This is a genomic window from Pseudocolwellia sp. G5-9 (genome assembly GCF_055808995.1).
In genome coordinates, this window is the sequence record NZ_CM147893.1 from 4,193,314 (window position 1) to 4,211,840 (window position 18,527).

The 18,527-nt window shown below is 34.3% G+C and carries 16 protein-coding genes; 6 read left to right on the forward strand and 10 right to left on the reverse strand.

Going from position 1 to position 18,527, the window contains the following annotated elements:
- Window positions 1-35: 35 nt before the first annotated feature.
- A complete protein-coding gene (gene malQ / locus AC0L5Q_RS18195; RefSeq protein WP_473612715.1) occupies window positions 36-2,228 on the reverse strand; it encodes a 4-alpha-glucanotransferase in 2,193 nt (730 codons plus the stop codon).
- A gap of 306 nt (window positions 2,229-2,534) precedes the next feature.
- Between malQ and AC0L5Q_RS18200 the strand changes: the two genes are divergently transcribed.
- Genes AC0L5Q_RS18200 through AC0L5Q_RS18210 form a run of 3 tightly spaced genes read left to right on the forward strand, consistent with a single transcriptional unit; the run spans window position 2,535 to window position 4,410 of the window.
- Entirely contained in the window at window positions 2,535-3,200 is a 666-nt protein-coding gene (locus AC0L5Q_RS18200) for an SDR family NAD(P)-dependent oxidoreductase (protein ID WP_473612719.1), read from the forward strand.
- Window positions 3,194-3,580, forward strand: a complete 387-nt coding sequence (locus tag AC0L5Q_RS18205) for an MGMT family protein (RefSeq protein WP_473612722.1) — start codon at window positions 3,194-3,196, stop codon at window positions 3,578-3,580. The genes AC0L5Q_RS18200 and AC0L5Q_RS18205 overlap by 7 nt, the downstream gene beginning before the upstream one ends.
- 50 nt (window positions 3,581-3,630) lie before the next feature.
- On the forward strand, window positions 3,631-4,410 hold the full coding sequence (locus AC0L5Q_RS18210) for an alpha/beta fold hydrolase (protein ID WP_473612726.1): 780 nt from the start codon (window positions 3,631-3,633) through the stop codon (window positions 4,408-4,410).
- 75 nt (window positions 4,411-4,485) lie between these two features.
- Here AC0L5Q_RS18210 and AC0L5Q_RS18215 read toward each other — a convergent pair whose 3' ends face one another.
- Both AC0L5Q_RS18215 and tpx read right to left on the reverse strand, forming a co-directional pair.
- Window positions 4,486-4,965, reverse strand: a complete 480-nt coding sequence (locus AC0L5Q_RS18215) for an Hsp20 family protein (RefSeq protein ID WP_473612730.1) — start codon at window positions 4,963-4,965, stop codon at window positions 4,486-4,488.
- A 323-nt stretch (window positions 4,966-5,288) separates the two neighbouring features.
- Window positions 5,289-5,885, reverse strand: a complete 597-nt coding sequence (gene tpx, locus AC0L5Q_RS18220; protein ID WP_473612734.1) for a thiol peroxidase — start codon at window positions 5,883-5,885, stop codon at window positions 5,289-5,291.
- A 185-nt stretch (window positions 5,886-6,070) separates the two neighbouring features.
- Between tpx and AC0L5Q_RS18225 the strand changes: the two genes are divergently transcribed.
- Both AC0L5Q_RS18225 and AC0L5Q_RS18230 read left to right on the forward strand, forming a co-directional pair.
- Window positions 6,071-7,165 carry a response regulator gene (locus AC0L5Q_RS18225; RefSeq protein WP_473612738.1) on the forward strand — a complete coding sequence of 365 codons (1,095 nt, stop codon included), beginning with the start codon at window positions 6,071-6,073 and terminating at the stop codon, window positions 7,163-7,165.
- Window positions 7,166-7,167: 2 nt separating this feature from the next.
- Entirely contained in the window at window positions 7,168-8,133 is a 966-nt protein-coding gene (locus tag AC0L5Q_RS18230) for a sensor domain-containing diguanylate cyclase (RefSeq protein WP_473612741.1), read from the forward strand.
- Window positions 8,134-8,187: 54 nt separating this feature from the next.
- On the opposite strand, the gene lnt is transcribed toward AC0L5Q_RS18230, so the two are convergent.
- The 7 genes from lnt to AC0L5Q_RS18265 all read right to left on the reverse strand — a co-directional run bounded on the left by lnt (window position 8,188) and on the right by AC0L5Q_RS18265 (window position 17,123).
- Window positions 8,188-9,744: an apolipoprotein N-acyltransferase gene (gene lnt, locus AC0L5Q_RS18235; RefSeq protein ID WP_473612746.1), complete on the reverse strand. Its 1,557-nt coding sequence runs from the start codon at window positions 9,742-9,744 to the stop codon at window positions 8,188-8,190.
- A 20-nt stretch (window positions 9,745-9,764) separates the two neighbouring features.
- Entirely contained in the window at window positions 9,765-10,643 is an 879-nt protein-coding gene (locus AC0L5Q_RS18240) for an HlyC/CorC family transporter (RefSeq protein ID WP_473612750.1), read from the reverse strand.
- A 41-nt stretch (window positions 10,644-10,684) separates the two neighbouring features.
- Window positions 10,685-11,140 (reverse strand): rRNA maturation RNase YbeY, encoded by a 456-nt coding sequence (ybeY, locus tag AC0L5Q_RS18245; RefSeq protein ID WP_473612754.1) that lies wholly within the window; start codon window positions 11,138-11,140, stop codon window positions 10,685-10,687.
- Window positions 11,140-12,195, reverse strand: a complete 1,056-nt coding sequence (locus tag AC0L5Q_RS18250) for a PhoH family protein (RefSeq protein ID WP_473612757.1) — start codon at window positions 12,193-12,195, stop codon at window positions 11,140-11,142. Before AC0L5Q_RS18250 ends, ybeY begins: the two co-directional genes overlap by 1 nt.
- A gap of 57 nt (window positions 12,196-12,252) precedes the next feature.
- Window positions 12,253-13,695 carry a tRNA (N6-isopentenyl adenosine(37)-C2)-methylthiotransferase MiaB gene (miaB, locus tag AC0L5Q_RS18255; RefSeq protein WP_473612761.1) on the reverse strand — a complete coding sequence of 481 codons (1,443 nt, stop codon included), beginning with the start codon at window positions 13,693-13,695 and terminating at the stop codon, window positions 12,253-12,255.
- A 202-nt stretch (window positions 13,696-13,897) separates the two neighbouring features.
- Window positions 13,898-16,756, reverse strand: coding sequence for a ligand-binding sensor domain-containing protein (locus AC0L5Q_RS18260; RefSeq protein WP_473612766.1), 2,859 nt, complete (start codon window positions 16,754-16,756; stop codon window positions 13,898-13,900).
- Window positions 16,677-17,123 (reverse strand): hypothetical protein, encoded by a 447-nt coding sequence (locus AC0L5Q_RS18265; protein ID WP_473612770.1) that lies wholly within the window; start codon window positions 17,121-17,123, stop codon window positions 16,677-16,679. The genes AC0L5Q_RS18260 and AC0L5Q_RS18265 overlap by 80 nt, the downstream gene beginning before the upstream one ends.
- A 203-nt stretch (window positions 17,124-17,326) precedes the next feature.
- Here AC0L5Q_RS18265 and AC0L5Q_RS18270 point away from each other — a divergent pair, with 203 nt between their 5' ends.
- Window positions 17,327-18,508, forward strand: a complete 1,182-nt coding sequence (locus AC0L5Q_RS18270; RefSeq protein ID WP_473612774.1) for an FAD-dependent monooxygenase — start codon at window positions 17,327-17,329, stop codon at window positions 18,506-18,508.
- Window positions 18,509-18,527 lie beyond the last annotated feature (19 nt).

The window sequence follows — 18,527 nt, forward strand, 5'->3', positions numbered from 1 at the left end:
GGAATTTTAACTAATCCCTGTTTAAAATACTTCCTTTATTTAGGTCGAATCTCATTCATAAGTGACGCGATATTTAAGATTGAAGGTATACTCCATAGTTCGTCTAATATGATCGGAAGTTTTTGACGCCAGTTAGGGTGCTCATCAATCGTGCCAGGAATATTAACTTGTTCTAATAACTCTAGAGCGTCTTCTAAAGGAATTAACTGTATATGGCTTTTTGATAACCCAATATATTTTTGAACAGCTATATTAAGATGTGAGTTGGTTATTTCTAATGTTTCACTATTAACATCATCAGCAGATAAGGTACCAACGTCTTTTAATGCATCGATTAGGCAATGACGATCTTTAATACGGTCAATTTGTTCTTGATCTTTTAGTTCATCATTTGGATATAAATTTAGCTTTCTTCGCCATGTTAAATCGCGGCTAGCCCACCAACCCACCAATGTAGGAACATCGTGAGTAGAAACAGTCGCAATTGACTGACTTGGGTATAATTCAGGGCGTTTAAATAAACCTGTTTCCCACCAACGTTCAAAATAAAGCACTTTATAAGACAATAAACCCGACTTAGCTATTATTTCACCAAAACCTTCAGGAACGGTTCCTAAATCTTCACCAATAACAACACAGCGAGAACGACGTGATTCTAAAGCAATAATACTTAAAATATCATCTAGCGGGAAAGTGATATAAATACCTTCATGTGCACCCATTTCAGGAGCAATCCAATATTGACGCATTAATCCTAATATGTGGTCTATTCGTAAGGCTCCGGCGTATTGCATATTGCAGCGTAAAGCTTTAATTAATGGTTGGTAGCCTTGTTCTTTTAAAGCAACAGGGTTCATTGGTGTTAAGCCCCAATTTTGACCTAGTGTATTCATAGCATCAGGCGGAGCACCTATAGCAGCACCAGATACATAAACCTCTTGGTTTGACCAAACATCAACGCCTGAACCATCACAACCAACAGCTAAGTCTAAATATAATCCAATTGGCATATCATGAGTCTGTGTTAGGTTTGCCGCATTCGTTAATTGTTCGTGGGCTAACCACTGCAAATACATAAAGTATTGAATACGTGTTGCATGTAACTCTTGAAATATTTTTACCGCTTGAGTGTTAGGCGACTGGTATTCTTTTGGCCATGCTTTCCAGTCATAAATTGAAGGATCCAATTCTCTAAAGTGTTCATAAAGTGCTTCAAAAGTGGCTAGTGTAAATAAATCTTCCCCTTGCTCTTGAGTAAAACAAATAAAATCTTGTCTTATAGAATCATTTATTTCTTGCGGAGAAATAATAAAGTCATCAAATAGAATTTCTAATAATTCAAACTTTAACTCTGCAACCGCAGGGTAGTCTATTAACTGACTTGATCGTGCTGAGGCTAGTTTTGTTTGGAAGTCTTCGTTATTAAATTTTTCTTGGGCAAGTTGACATGTTGAAAAATTAGGAACATTTTGTACATTAATATATAAAGTATTTATAAAACAGCGGCTCGTTGGTGAATAAGGGCTGATGTGTGCTGGATTATTTTGATATAAAGGGTGTAATGGATTAAGCCCCACAGTTGAGGCTCCTTGTTTAGAAGCGCCTATAATTAATTTATTTAAATCTTCGAAGTCTCCCATACCAAAATTTTGTTCGCTTCGTATAGAGTATAGTTGAGCTGTATATCCCCATACTTTATTTTTATGAGCTTCTTCCGCACTAAAACATGTTTCGGGTACTACAATTAAATGACAATTGGATTGTTGTTCTCCACACTTTATTGATAATTTGTGATAACCCTCTTCTATCTGAGGAATAGGTAACTGATATTTGGAAAAAGTGCTTTCGTTTAACTTTGTTGTGTCTATTAATTCTAAGTTTGAAGTATCAAGGTGTTGATTAAATAAATCGCCATTTTCAGTTGTTATTGTCCAGCTTATTGTTTGCTGAACTCCCGAATTATGTATGCTAATAGGAATAAAAGGCGTTTTATTCGTACTTTTTATGATATGAGTAGTTGGTAAAATATTCCGCCATTGCTTTTCTTGTAATGTCTGTATTTGTTCAGCGAGTACTTGTTCACTGGTTAAGTTAAACCCCATTGCATTTAATAATGATGCTAGTGCTTCTTTTTTTGGTGTTTGTTTGATCCCAAAACTATTAACGTAATTTTTATGGAATCCAACAAGCTCTGCCAATTTTTCTACAGATGGGGAGGCTTTATTCATACTTACTCTCTATATTCAGGAAAATACTTTGAATTTTTACGGAAATAACACAAGTTGAAGTTTATTTAGTAAGTTGCGCCTTAGTCGAGCGAAAAAGATAAGTACATTATTTATAGCATACTCTTACTAAGTTTTTGTACTGTAAAATACAAAAGTTTTAAATTTTCGTTATTTATTAAAATAAATATTTATTTTTATTATTTGCTTATAAATTTGTTTGTTTGCAATAAAGGTTACTTATATTATGGCGCTCATAGTGTAATAAAGTTTTTAATGTACTGCTTATAAATAGGCTAAGGAAATATTATGAAGAAAACGATTGTAATAACTGGCGCTAATCGTGGTATTGGTTTAGCAATGACTGAGGTTTTTAAATCACAGGGCCATCTTGTATATGCTTTGTGTAGAAACTCTTCAGAAGAGCTAAATAATTTAGGTGTGCATGTTATTACAGATATTGATGTAGCTACCACTCAAGGTATTAAGAATATGAAGAAAGCTTTGAGTGGTATAGGCATTGATATACTGGTTTGTAATGCTGGAATTCTTAGGGATGAAAGTTTAGCAGATATAAATCTCGACACGATTAGAGAGCAATTTGAAGTGAACGCTTTAGCACCATTAAATATTGTTGATACGTTACAGTGTAATTTAAATTTAGATGGTAAAGTGGCGATGATCACCTCACGCATGGGCTCTATTGCCGATAATGAATCTGGCGGGCGTTATGGTTACCGTATGTCTAAAGCCGCGTTAAATGCTGCAGCTATGTCGTTAAGTAAAGATTTATATTCTCAAGATGTTGCGGTAGGTATTTATCACCCAGGTTATGTTCAAACCGAGATGGTAAATAATAATGGTGATATTTCAGCAAATGAAGCTGCGGTAAAAATTGTTGATTTAATTCATGGACTCACTTTAAAAGAAACCGGTGTTTTTAAACATTCTACTGGTCAAGTATTACCATGGTAATTACATCGCAAGATGTGAATAAACAGCCTGTTAACAAACAATATGTAAAAATATGGAAAACGGTACAGGCTATTCCTTTTGGTTGTGTAGCTAGTTACGGGCAGGTTGCTGATTTATCAGGATTACCGGGCCGCGCACGATTAGTTGGAAAAGCCTTAGGTGAGGTGCCCAATAATGGCTGGAATAATCAAAAGGTTCCTTGGTTTCGAGTGATAAACTCACAAGGGAAAATTTCTTTTCCTACGGGAAGTGAGTTATTTATTAAACAGAAAAATTTATTACAAGATGAACAAGTTGTTGTTCTTGGAAATAAAATAAAGATGACTGAGTATCAATGGTCTCCTGATCTAGGAGAACTACTATTTAAATTAGAGTTTTAATGAAAACTTTGTTTAGTTTTTCATTTCAGTTATATAAAAGTAGGTATTAAATGATTGATTTACCCCGAGGAATACATGTTTCAGGGCAGGGGCCGGCCGTTATTTTATTGCATAGTTCTTTGAGTAGTTCAAAGCAGTGGTTGGCTTTAGTGGAATGTTTAAAAAATAGTTTTCAAGTGATTAATATAGATATTTTGGGATATGGATCTGCTGAAGGTGTTAAAGATCCAAAGGTTTATAATTTTTCTATTGAGATACAACGTATCCAACAAGCTTTACAACAAATTATTCCAAATGAGGCTTATCATATTGTAGGGCATTCTTGTGGTGGTGCGCTTGGTTTAAAGTTAGCGGTTGAAAATCCTAGCAAGGTATTATCACTATCTTTATACGAGCCTGTCGCTTTTCATTTATTGCCTCAAGGAAGTGAAGCAAGAATAGCGGCTAATAAGTTTGCTCAAGAAGTTAATATTGATGATCTTTATTTAGCGGCTGAAAAATTTACTGACTTTTGGAATGCAAAAGGCTTTTTCAGAAGCCTACCAGAACGAATGCAGCAATTAATGGCTAAAGATATGGAAAAAGTGAATTTAGATTTTATCGGTTTAACTGTTGAAACATACGGGCCTGACGATATAAGTAAAATTAAATCTCCTGTTATGATGATGACAGGAAATCAAAGCCCACAATTAAGTAAAACATTAGCAAAACTGATTGTTGCTAGCTTAGATAACGTTAAAGAAGTGAGTTTTGAAGCTGGACATATGGGACCAATAAGTCATGCCAGTATAATACAGCCGAAAATAGCTGAGTTTATTAGAGATTGTTAAATAATTTTTAGGCGTAAAAAAACCCAGCTAAAAGCTGGGCAAAAATAAATAAGGGGAAACACTTGTCATATCATATTAAGAAGCGGCAGCCTCCTGAATATTAGATACTGTTTTTTGTAATGGATTTTTACCATTAATGGCTATTTTTCTTGGTTTAAGTGCTTCTGGTATTTCTCTTTCTAAATCAATATGTAAAAGACCATGCTCCATAGAAGCGCCTGTTACTTTTACATGATCGCCGAGTTGAAATTTTCTTTCAAAGTTACGCTCAGCAATACCTTGATGTAAGAATTTTTGTTCGCCTTTGTTATTACTGCCTGTTTTTATGCCAGTAACAATTAATGTGTTTTGTTTTGATTCAATTTCTAACTCATCTTCGGCAAATCCCGCGATTGCCATAGTCACTCTGTATTGATCTTCTGCAAGCAGTTCAACATTATATGGAGGGTAAGATGATTGTTTATCAGCTCTAGAGGCTTTATCTATCAAACCCGCTAAGTGGTCAAAACCAATAAATGAACGGTAAAGTGGGCTAAAATCTGTAGATGTACGCATAATATTCATATCCTATATTTAGTTAGCAATATGCTATATCCGTTAAATATCATTATTTTTGTTAAAATCAATAGAAGTAAAATCTATATAGTTAAAGCCAATTAAATTGCGAATTAACGATTTTTAAATAATTTATTATCAGGATAAATGTGCCTTTCAATTTGAACAGGCGGTTAATGTAGACCCTATCGGCGACTACACTATAATAGATGGTATTGAAGTGATTTTTTTCAAGAATAAAAACCAAATAAATTTCTATTTTATTTGGTTTTTATTTTAAGTTGTTGATTAGTAACTATAAATGTTTTATTCTTTTTGCTGTTTTATAATGGTTTATTTAATAAAGAGATTTTTTCAAAAGCTTTTTCATAATTTGGGTGATCTGAAATATTGGAAACCAACTCTTTATAAACAATTTTCTGTTCAGAATTAATAATAAAAATAGACCGCGTTAATAATCCCATATCTTTTATTAAAAGACCGTATTTTTTACCGAAGTCTCTCCAAACAGAGTCAGATAAAACTTGAATACCGTTAATGCTTTCAGTTGTGCAAAAACGTTTTTGTGCAAAGGGTAAATCATTACTTATAGTTAGAAATATTGTGTTTGCAGGCAGAGATGCAACTTTTTCGTTAAATTTTTTCGTTTGAATTGAACACACACCTGTGTCTAAACTAGGGACTACAGATATTAAAATATTTTTACCTTTAAAAGATTTAAGCGTTACTGGAGAAAAGCTTTCGTTTACCACTTTAAAATTAGGTGCGCTATCACCCACGTTAATTTGTTGGCCTATTAGCGTTACAAATTTTCCTCCAGCTTTTACTAATGAGCTGTTTTCAGGAAGTGTATTATCATGCGCTGATGAAAAAGGAGGTAAAGTGATAAAAATAAAGGTAATTAATGTAAAAAATTTCATTGTATAATAAGGTCAATCAGATTTGGTTGAAGACAGTTTACCGTATTTTATTTAATTTTTTTAAAAAATTATCTGCAGTCTTCGTTATTATTATCTATTGTTAACAAGTAACCTTGTTATTAGTAATATTGTTTTTTATATTCTTCTTTTTATCAGTTTTGAGTCAATTAGGGAAATAAGCGTGTATGTCAACTCCGTTATTAATTTGTGATGATTCAAATATGGCGCGTAAACAAGTAGCGCGTTCTTTGCCAGACGGCTGGGATGTCGATATAAGTTTTGCAACCAATGGATTTGAAGGTATTGAAGCCATTAAAGCAGGAAAAGGTGATGTTCTTCTTTTAGATTTAAACATGCCAGGAATGGATGGATACGAAGTTCTTCAAGCTATTGTTGAACAAGATCTCCCTACACTTGTTATCGTTATTTCGGGAGATATTCAGCCAGAAGCGCATCAAAGAGTTACTAGTTTAGGTGCTTTAGACTTTATTCAAAAACCAGTAAGTAAAGAAAAACTCACTGAAATCCTTTCTGCTTATGGTGTTTATACTGCTTCAGCTGAGTCAGTAGACACACAAGATCCACTTGTTATTGCAGAAGAATCAACATCTAAAATTAATTTACCACCGGTAACTACAGCTAAGATTGAAGATACCCCTACAGTTAACAAGCCTGAAATTGATTTTTTAGAATCTGATTTAAGAGATTGCTATCAAGAAATTGCGAACGTTGCTATGGGGCGTGCAGGTGACTTATTAGCACGATTATTAGATGTATTTGTTGTTTTGCCTATTCCTAATGTTAATTTGATTGAAGTCAGCGAATTGAGTATGGCTTTATCAGCAGTTGAAGTGAATGAAAGTACTTCAGGTATTTGCCAAGGCTTCATAGGTGCAGGTGTGTCAGGAGAAGCCCTATTAATACTTAATGACTCCAGTTTTAAAGATATTGCTACCTTGATGAACTATCAGCAAATATTAGATGAAAATTCAGAGTTAGAACTACTCATGGACATGGCAAATGTTTTAATTGGTGCTTGTTTAAGTGGTGTTTCAGAGCAACTTGATATGAACTTTAGTCAAGGGCACCCTGTTGTTCTAGGGCAGCACAGAAAAATTTCTGAACTTATCGCAACTAACTCAACTCGCTGGAGGCGAACCCTAGCAATTGAAATAAGCTATAGCATTGAAAATTACCCGATAAAATGTGACTTGTTATTATTATTCACAGAAGAATCGATGAAAACACTTAACAATAAAATTTCTTACTTATTGGATTAACTATGTCGCATGAAACTGAAGAAATGAATGAATTACATTGGCTGATGGAAATGCTCCACACTATTGATGTGGGTTTAGTTGTTCTTGATCGCCAATATAAAATTCAAATATGGAATGGTTTTATGGAAAACCATAGTGGTTTGTTACCACGAGAAGTAAAAGGCAAAGAGATTTTTTCTTTATTCGATGAAATTCCCCAAGATTGGTTTAAACGTAAAGCTGAATCTGTTTTTTTACTTAAAAACAAAGCGTTTACCATTTGGGAACAAAGGCCTTATTTGTTTAAGTTTCAAAATTATCGTCCAATTACAGGTTCTGCAGAATATATGTATCAGAATACGACGTTTATTCCTTTGATGTCGTCTACGGGTTTGGTAACCCATTTATGTTTACTTATTTATGATGTAACTGATAACGCAATAAATAAAAATGACCTTGAAAGAGTTAATACTGAACTAGCTGTTTTAAGCCAAACAGACGGTTTAACAAAGCTGTTTAATAGAAGTCACTGGGAAAGTTGTTTGAATGCTGAATTTAAACGCTGGTGTCGAAGTAGAAGTGCAAGCAGTTTAGTTATATTAGATATAGATCACTTTAAGCATGTAAATGACACATACGGCCATACTGTTGGGGATGATGTTATCCGCCATTTATCTGGATTAATTAGACAACACGTACGCGAAACTGATATTTCAGGGCGCTATGGTGGTGAAGAATTTGTTATTTTGTTGGCCGATACTCCTTTAGAAAACGCTCAAATATTTGCTGAAAGATTACGTAAGGAAGTTGCTCAGTCTATTGTTAAGCATAATGATATTGATCTCTCTTATACTATAAGTTTAGGGATTGCTGAAGTGGAGCCTAGTATTAAAACTTATGAAGCATGGATTGAACATGCTGATGAAGCCTTATATCGTTCAAAAGAAAGTGGCCGAAACAAAGTGAGTTTACACCCTAAAAGCTCGTAAATTTATTGAGTAAATGATGAAAAAAGCTTTATATTTAGTAAATATAAAGCTTTTTTATTTTGTTTTACGTTGAAATAACAACGCGTTAAATAGATAAGTTAGTAAGGTAAGTAATGGAATTAACCACTGAATGAACTGCCCCCACTTAGCATAAGGTGTTGTTCCCTTGACTAAGTTGATTTCTGCTCTGAGTACACTTTCAGTAAATTGTGGAACAGTGCCTATGATACTACCTGTATGATCTATTGCGGCTGTTACACCATTGTTAGTCGAGCGAAGCAAGGGACGTCCAAACTCTGCGGCTCGCATTCTTGCAATGTCTAAATGCTGGTGAGGACCATGGGAGTTACCGAACCAAGAGTCATTACTAACCGTTAATAATAGATCGGTTGTTGGTTGGAAATTTGCTCTTAATTGCGCCGGAAAAGCTATTTCAAAGCATATAAGTGGTAATATGTTAATGTCTTTGGCAACAAGGTTTGGCTGTTTATATTCACCAGAAGAAAAGGACGACTGCGGTAAATTAAATAATGGAGCAATAGGTCTTAACCATTCTTGAAAAGGAACAAATTCACCTATAGGTAATAAATGATATTTTGAATACCTATTTGTGTGATCGTATTCGTAGCTTCCTTCACTATCACTTTCGTGTTTTTTACCCAAGGTGATTAAACTATTAAAGTATTCTCTTGCTTCATAGTTATAATTTAATATTCCGGTTATTATTGCGCTGTTTTGTAAGGCCGAAGATTTATTTACTAGTGTTAAAAAGTCTTGGGCCCTAGGTTCAAGTGCTGTAATTGCTGACTCAGGCCAAATAATGATATCAGCATCATAATTTACACGTGTTAAATCTAAATATTTCAGCATGGTAGGCCATTCTTGCTCAGGAGCCCATTTTATTTCTTGTTTTATATTGCCTTGTACTAATGCAACTTTTATAGATTTACCGGTTGGAGTCACCCAAGTTGTCTGGCTAAAATAGCCTGCTGCGATGGCGGTAGATAAAAGTATACTAACTGATATGTATCTATTTTTACGCTTAACAAATTGAAGGATTGAAACACAAGTAAGTAAGACTATTGAAGTGACACCAACCTCACCAAAAACAGGTATCAAGGAAGCTAAAGGGCTATCTATTTGCGTATAACCTAAAGATAACCATGGAAACCCCGTTAATAATACACCACGTAGGTATTCAGTCATTAACCAAAATGCAGAAAATAGCCATACATTAAATTGTTTATTAGTTGAAAGTTTGGCAGCTAAATAACTTGCTAATGCGGGGAATACCGCTAAGTAAAGAGAGAGAAGAACCATCAATAAAATAGATACAGCAAGTGGTAATCCGCCAAATTGATCTATAGCAACATGGACCCAACTTATACCGCTGGCGAACCAACCAAAACCAAAAATAAAACCCTGTTTAGTTGCTTCTTTAGGCGTATTATTGTTGATTAGAGTAAGCCAAAGCACAATCGTAATAAATGGAAGCCACCATAAGGAAAATGGTGCATAAGCGAAAACTAAACTAAGCCCAGCAATAAAGCTAAGCCAGTTTTTAGGCGCGCTAAAAAATACTTTGAGAGATTTGATTAACGTTGAAAACATGAATATCCAAATGAGTAATGCTAATCAACGTTTTTACCGTTAACTTCGTGGTCTTTAGGAACGGTAACTTGTATTGTTTGAATTCGGCGGTTATTGGCAGCAGTAATTTTAAACTCAAATTCATTAATGCTAACAATTTCACCTTTTTTAGGCATATGCCCAAACTGATGGAGTATAATACCGCTAATTGTATCGGCGTTTTCTTCATTGAAACTGGTGTTAAAGTATTCGTTAAAATCGGCTAATTCAGTCAGGGCTTTAACTTGATACACTTGGCCTGCAAGGTACTTAATATCTTCTTCGATTGCATCGTCAGTTTCATCTTCAATTTCACCAACGATAAGCTCTAAAATATCTTCAATAGTAACAACACCTGAAACGCCACCATACTCATCTACAACAACAGCCATATGATAACGCTGCGATCTAAATTCTTTTAATAGGGGTTCAACTTTTTTACTTTCAGGTACCATAATCGAAGGTCTGATAACCTTTGCTATAGTACATTCTTCATCTTGTTGCTGGAAAGCGTAGGCAAGGAGGTCTTTAGCTAAAAGTATCCCTTCAATTTTATCTATATCTTCATTAATAACGGGGAATCGAGAGTGTCCAGATTCAACAATTTTAGGAAGTGACTTTTCAAGAGGGTCATTAATATCGAGGGTAACCATTTGTGATCTTGGTATCATGATATCTCTTACTCGCATATCAGATACTTCTAAAACACCTTTGATCATTAATTTTGTTTCTGGTCGTATTAGTTCTCGATCTTCAGCATCGTTTAAGACATCAACTAACTCATCTTTACTTTTCGGTTCTCCTGTAAATACTTGTGTAACTTTCGTCCAAAGTGATTTGTTTGAAGAACCGCTGCTAGAGTGTGGGTTATCATCGCCCATGGGGTATTATATTTCCTATAATTAATGTTTAAATATGAAATCTATACTTCTTGGTAAGGGTTGTCTATACCAAGGATTGATAATAGTCTTATTTCTATTGATTCCATCTCAATAGCTTCATCTTCTTTTATATGGTCATATCCAAGTAAATGCAAGCATCCATGGATAACTAAATGAGCCCAATGATCTTCACTCTTTTTGTTTTGCTCTTGTGCTTCTTGAATAACCACGTCAGCACATATAATAAGGTCACCTAATAGGTTAATATCAATACCTTCAGGTACTTCAAAGGGAAAAGATAAAACATTCGTTGGCTTGTCTTTTTGACGATATTGATGATTAAGTTGTTGGCTTTCTTTTGTTTCAACGAGTCGAATGGTTAATTCAGGATCGTTTTCAATAGTGGATAATGCTGTTTCAGCCCACAATTGTAACTGTTCTACTGATGGTAAGGTTTTATTTTCACAAGCAATTTGAACATCTAATTGTACTGCCATTACTCTTGAGCCTTCGCTTTATTTTCTATTGCGGCAGCACTTTGCTCTGCTTTAATACGATTTGTTTTCTTTTCGTGTGTTTCATAGGCTTCAATTATCCTTGCAACCACAGGATGACGAACAACATCTTTTGATTCGAAAAAGTTAAAGCTAACGCCTGGAATATCTTCAAGCACTTCTATTGCATGGCGTAAACCAGATTTTTGTCCACGAGGTAAGTCTACTTGAGTAATGTCTCCGGTAATTACTGCTCTTGCATTAAAGCCTATACGCGTTAAAAACATTTTCATTTGTTCAACGGTCGTGTTTTGACTTTCATCTAAAATAATAAAGGCATCGTTTAAGGTACGGCCTCTCATATATGCAAGTGGGGCTACTTCAATTACATTACGTTCAATCAGTTTTTCTACCTTTTCAAAACCCAGCATTTCAAATAATGCATCGTAAAGAGGGCGTAGGTAAGGGTCAACTTTTTGTGAGAGATCACCGGGTAAAAAACCGAGTTTCTCACCAGCTTCTACTGCTGGGCGTGTTAATAAAATACGTCTAACTTCCTGCCTTTCTAATGCTTCAACCGCGCAAGCCACGGCTAAATAAGTTTTACCTGTACCGGCAACACCCACACCAAAGCTAATGTCGTTAGTTATTACGTTGTGTACATAACTTTGTTGATTTTCATTTCGTGGTTTAATAACACCACGTTTTGTTTTAATTGTAATTAACTTATCAAAATTTACATCAAGATTACTTTTACTTGGTTCTTGTTCTAAAACATTTGCGCTAATAATAGCGAGATGAACCATTTCATCGGTAATATTTTGATGCTGATTTTTAACGGTACTGGTTTCTACATATAAGTCTTTTAATATTTTACTAACGGCTAAACAATTGTTTTCTTTACCCACAATTTTAATTTGATTACCACGATAACTTATTTCAACGCCTAAACGTTTTTCAATTGTTTTTAAGTTATCGTCCATTGGGCCATATAAAGAGGCTTGTCGTGAATTATCTTCAGGTTCTAATGTTAATATGTGGTTGCTGTTTTTACTCAAAGTAACTATCCAAAAGAGTCATATTTGTTATTTTAATAACTTATGACGTTTATTAAATTAAGGGGTGAAAGTACTTACACCGATTTCGTTTGCGCCATGTTTTGCTTGTTGGTGGTGATTGTTTGCAAGAATGTCGGCAGGAGAATGTGAAACACGTAATCCCATATCTTTCTCTTCTCTTATTAATTCACCACGCAGAGAGTTAGAATAAACATCGGTAACTTTTACATCAACAAATTGGCCAATAACATGATGAGGCGCTTCAAAATTTACAATTCTGTTGTTTTCTGTACGGCCACGAAGTTCCATTGGGTTTTTCTTAGAAGGGCCTTCAACTAAAATACGTTGTTCTGTACCTAACATTTGACGTGCAATACGTAATGCTTGATTACTAATAGTGTCTTGTAATATTTGTAAACGGTCTTTTTTAGTTTGGTCTGAAACATCATCAGGTAAGTCTGCTGCTGGTGTTCCTGGACGAGCACTATAAATAAAGCTAAAACTTAAATCAAAATCAATGTCTGTGATCAGTTTCATTGTTGCTTTAAAGTCATCGTCAGTTTCGCCGGGGAAGCCAATAATAAAGTCTGAAGACATACAAATATCTGGACGCGCTTTTTTTAATTTACGTATTTGAGACTTATATTCTAATGCAGTATGTCCACGCTTCATTTGTACCAAAATTCGGTCGCTACCGCTTTGTACTGGTAAATGTAGATGGCTAACTAGTTCAGGAACGTCTTTATAAACTTCAATAATGTCATCTGTAAATTCTATAGGGTGAGAGGTGGTATAACGAATTCTATCAATACCATCAATCGTAGCGATTAAGCGTAATAGTTCAGAAAAACGACAAATGCTACCGTCATGAGATTCACCTCGGTAACCATTTACGTTTTGGCCTAATAAATTAACTTCACGTACGCCTTGCTCTGCGAGTTGGGCAACTTCGTATAATACATCGTCAAGCGGACGACTTACTTCTTCGCCACGCGTATAAGGAACTACACAGAAAGTACAATATTTACTACAACCTTCCATTACAGAAACAAAGGCGGTAGGTCCATCAGCTTTAGGTTCTGGTAAGCGGTCAAATTTTTCAATTTCAGGGAAGCTTACATCAACAACAGGACTTCTATCACCCGTAACTTGTTGTATCATTTCTGGCAATCTATGCAAAGTTTGAGGGCCAAAAACCATATCAACATAAGGCGCTCTTTGACGAATGGCATCACCTTCTTGTGATGCTACACAGCCACCAACACCAATAACTAGATCGGGGTTGGTTATTTTTAGATTTTTCCAACGGCCGAGTTGATGAAATACTTTTTCTTGAGCTTTTTCACGTATCGAACAAGTATTTAATAAAATAACATCAGCATCTTCAGCTTCGTCTGCTAACTCATAGCCATGAGTTGAATCTAGAAGTTCAGCCATTTTCTGCGAGTCGTACTCGTTCATTTGGCAGCCCCATGTTTTTATGTAAAGCTTTTTACTCATTAATACTTGCCTAATAATTCAATAGTGATTTTAAAAAAGGAGTCGTATTTTACTCTTTCTTTAGAAGAGACGCCAGTTTAGTTGACGCAGGTAAGTAAATTATAATGTTTCAATTAATGAATTAACGTATTTAATACAAGAAAAAATAGGTCACTTTTAACTAACTAGTTGTTATAGCTATTAAATAGTATTGTTAAGAATATTAAGAAATATCCATTAGTGGGATGCTAATGATGAGTTGGCTGCCTGAATTTTCTTTATCGAAAACGTTGAATGAAGCGTTGTATTTACTTGCTATTTGTCGAATGTAATACATTGATATATCAAAATTTATTTTATTTTTAAATTTTGAAAAGCCATTTTCATCATTTGAAATAGTTAGCCATATTTTTTGTTTAAATTCTTGTATCGTTATCTCGAAGTTGCTTCCATTTCCATTCATTATTGTTGAAACAATAGTCTCGTATATTATTTTATACATATCAGCCTGCATTTCATGGCTAAGTCTAGATTCAGAAATATCAATCTGTAAATTAATATTTGAATGATACTTTTCGTGTATATAGTTTACAAAATAAGGTAGAGCAACTTCTAGTGATTTACCTCTAATAGTATTAGGTTCAACATCTTGGTCGTTTTCAGATAAAGATTCGATACATTTGTTCACTATTTGTGATATTTGATGTAAACGCGCGGGAGTAAAACTTTCAAAATCATTAGATAATAGTTCTTTCGCTTGCTTAAGGTTTCTTTCAACATTAAAGGATATTTTACCATGCATTCTTATATCGTTAGAAAGAATGGAATGAATATGGCGAATGGATCTAAACCTAAGATATAATAACCAAGCAGCTACAATCAGAATAAGGCATATGATAAATAGATAAAGGTTCTTGATTTTGGGCGTTAAATACCAAGGATAAGCCACATTGATTTCTGCAAATGCTTGAATATCACTCCATTGACCTAAACTATTTGTGCCTTTTATCGTTAATTTGTAAGTACCTGATTGTAAACCTGTTAGTGTTAATTGATTACCGTATATGCTGTTCCAATCGCTATTGTTAATTTGATATTGGAATTCTTTAGGCTTACCTGAACGAAAATCTAAACTCGCTAAATTAAAAGATATAACATCGTTTTCGGAGTTAACGTTAATATTCTTATTCATTAAGAATTTTTGCCCAGAAACAGTAATTTCACTAATAGATATCAGCGAGTTATATTTCTTTATCTGTGTTAATGGTACTTCAAGCATGCCTCCATAATGAGGAATATAGACATTGTCGTTATGTTTTATTGGACTATCAGTAAAGGTGTACTGTTCAGTATTTGGAACCAGCGCAATGGTGTTATCTTTTGTATTTATACGGTATAAACCTTGCTGAGCCGGAGCCCAAATTTCATCATGTATTACCGATATCATAGAAAAATCAATACCTATACCTATTCGAGATAAAACATCGCCGTGAAAATTTAATACAAACAAACCATCACCTTTTGTTGCGGCGTACACTTTGTTATTGAATACAGCAAATGATATGACCTTGCTCTTACCAGGTAAGTTAATATGCTGAGTCACCTTTGTATAACGATTATATATATCTATACCTTTTGATGTTGCTAACCATATTTTATGATTATCAAGGGTCATTATATCTATAATTTCTGAACTGCTTATTCCATTATCTACATCTATATGGTCAATAATATGTTTCGTTAATAAATTGTATATATAGAAACCGTTATAATTAGTTGCTATATAAAGTAAATTTTGATTTTTAGTGAGTTTGAGTAAAAGTTTATTATTGTGTATAAAATCAACTTTTTTGACTTCTTTATCTAAAAAGTTATATACCCATAACCCATCAAAAGTTGCTATGTATAGATCATTGTCAATAGGTAATAAATCCATTGTTTTTTTAGCTAATGTGGTTAGAAATGGATTTATTTCTGATGATAATGTTGTTCGGTTATTGTTAAAAACATGAATGCCGTCGCCGTAACTGCCGACAAGGATATTGTTTTTGAATAAGGCTGTTTCATTAGCATTAGTGGCAACATTGTAGATTTTTGGATGATTTTTTATGGGAGATGGCGATATGTTTTTTATACCTTTATTACTGCTGATCCATAAAGTATTAGATGAGTCTAGCATCATATCTTTTGCGATCAAGGGTTCAATATCAGGATAATTATGCTCAATTTTAGTTAAGTTTTTAGCTAACAGCTTTACAATGTTGCCAGCTTTATTAAGTAGGAGAAAATTACCATCGTTAGACTGAGTACTTAGTATTAACTCTTCAGTATTAGGTATTGTCGGGCGATTACCATTATCATCAATGAAGATAATGTTCTTTTGAGTGATAACTAAAATGCCGTTATCGTTGGTGCTTATATGGTAAATATTTTCATTAATTAGGGGGGTAAAAGTGTTGTTTTTGTATTTAAACAACCCGCCTCGACCTGCTGCATATAAATTTTTGTTCGTTTTCTTGAAAAAAGAAATATCTACGCTTTCTGCAATAAGGGTCGTTGATTTAGTTGATGGAGTATATTGGTAAATATTTTTTGGAATATTTAAATAATATTTTCCTTTAAAAACAATAGCATTGTAGATGGTTTTTGAAGGAAGATTGATTTCTATTTGAGATGTTTTTCTTGTTAGAGGGTTAAACTTCCATAATTGCTGAGATTCAGTAGAAACAATAAAATCATCGCCTTCGAGGGCTATATCATGTATCCAAGTAAAGGGGATATTCCATTGGGCACTTTGGCTTGAAAAACTAATAATATTAACACCATCAAAACGAGAGAGTCCTGTTTGCCCCCCAAACCAAATATAACCATGATTGTCTTGAACTATATTTTGAGGTTTTACATAAGACGATAGAGGAGTTGCGGGTGAAGCTGATATATTTGTGGAAGTAAATGTTAGGAATATAAGCGGCAATAATACATGCCACTTAGTTACAGATGATTTATAAGATATTTTTTGCTGAGCTAGATATGTGATCTTTCCTACCACAAACCACAAAAACTTTAGGTACCATATTTTCATCAATAGGCTTTTGCACCAACATATAGGTGGGTTTTCTTGGATCTGAAGGACGTTCTTTATTCGCCCATGCATGGCGTATTTTATCGGCATGTTCTTTGCCATATTTTGTTTCAAATCCTGTGGCGAGTATATCTACGCCAAAGTCATCCATAATAATCATCGTGTTGTTATGGTAGCCACTTGTCGAATCAAAATCTATATCTACCGTTAATATTTTATTATTGGGTAGTACTAAATCAGCACGTAAGTGAGCAATTACCGCTCGATCTTGGTGAGCTTTTAAGTTTGAATAATTAGGTTTTTCTCTTAAATCGAAGGTTAAGTTAATGTCTTCAGCTATTTTTAATTTCTCTTCTAAATGACTCATTATTATTCCTTGTAAAAGTAATTTAAATTGTTTTTATTGTAGCAACTACTTCATGCCACTCATGAGTATAGGAAAGATATCTTTATATGTTTCAGTCTTTTCATATTTTAATTGCCCTGAATATGCAGTTGTTATTTAAATATCGTATAAGCTGCAAAGGTTCGTTAAAATAAAACCATATGAAGGACGAAAGATAGTTATAGATGAAAAACTTTGATTGTGTAGTTGTAGGTGGTGGAATGGTAGGCGCAGCAAGTGCTTTAACTCTGGCAAATCTGGGGTTAAAAGTTGCTATAGTTGAAGTTAAACCTTGCGAGTTATTCGATCCTCAATCAGCTTTTGATTTAAGGGTGTCAGCAATTTCTGTTGCCACTCAACAATTACTTGAGCAACTCGATGTTTGGGATTCGTTATCGAAAAAAAGGATGTGTCCGTATTCTCGTTTGGGGGTTTGGGAAAGTCAGTTATCTTATACTGAGTTTGATTCACAAACGATTAAACAACCTATTTTAGGGCATATTGTTGAAAACCGGTTGATTCAGCTTTCTTTATGGGAAGCTATAGAAAGCAATAATCATATAACCGCTTTTTGTCCTAATACACTGCTATCGTTTGAGCAATACGAGAATGAAGTGGTTATTGAGCTTGAAAGTCATACAATATCGTCAAAATTACTTATTGCTGCTGATGGCGCTAATAGTAAGGTTCGAACCTTAGCTAATATTGGTGTTACAGGTTGGGATTACGGCCAATCAGCCATGCTTATTAACGTAGAAACAGAATTAATCCAACAAAATATAACGTGGCAACAGTTTTACGAAACTGGGCCTGTTGCTATGCTTCCGCTTAGCGGTATAAGTGAACTCGGTGGATACGCGTCTTTAGTTTGGTATCATCAAAAAAATGAAATTAAGCGCTTGTCTGCTTTGAGTGATCAGCAACTTGAATTAGAAGTAATGAAGCATTTTCCACAACGATTAGGGAAAATTAAAGTGCTTAATAAAGGAGCGTTTCCATTAACTCGCAAACATGCAAATACTTATCAAAAAAATAGAGTGGTATTACTCGGGGATGCGGCCCATACCATTAATCCTATGGCTGGGCAGGGAGTTAATATAGGCTTTAAAGACGTAAAAGCACTTCAACATGTTATTGCAACAGCGATAGGCAATGGAGAAGTTTGGTCTGATGTAAGTGTAATAGCCCGATATGAAAAGCAAAGAAGAAAAGATAATTTACTTATGATGACAGCTATGGATACTTTATATGCGTCGTTTAGCCATCCTTCAATTATTACTAAGGTCGTCCGAAACCTAGGATTAATAGTAGCAAATAAATCAGGTGTGATTAAAAAGAAAGCGCTAGCGTACGCATGTGGATTATAATTTTTAAGTTTAATAAATA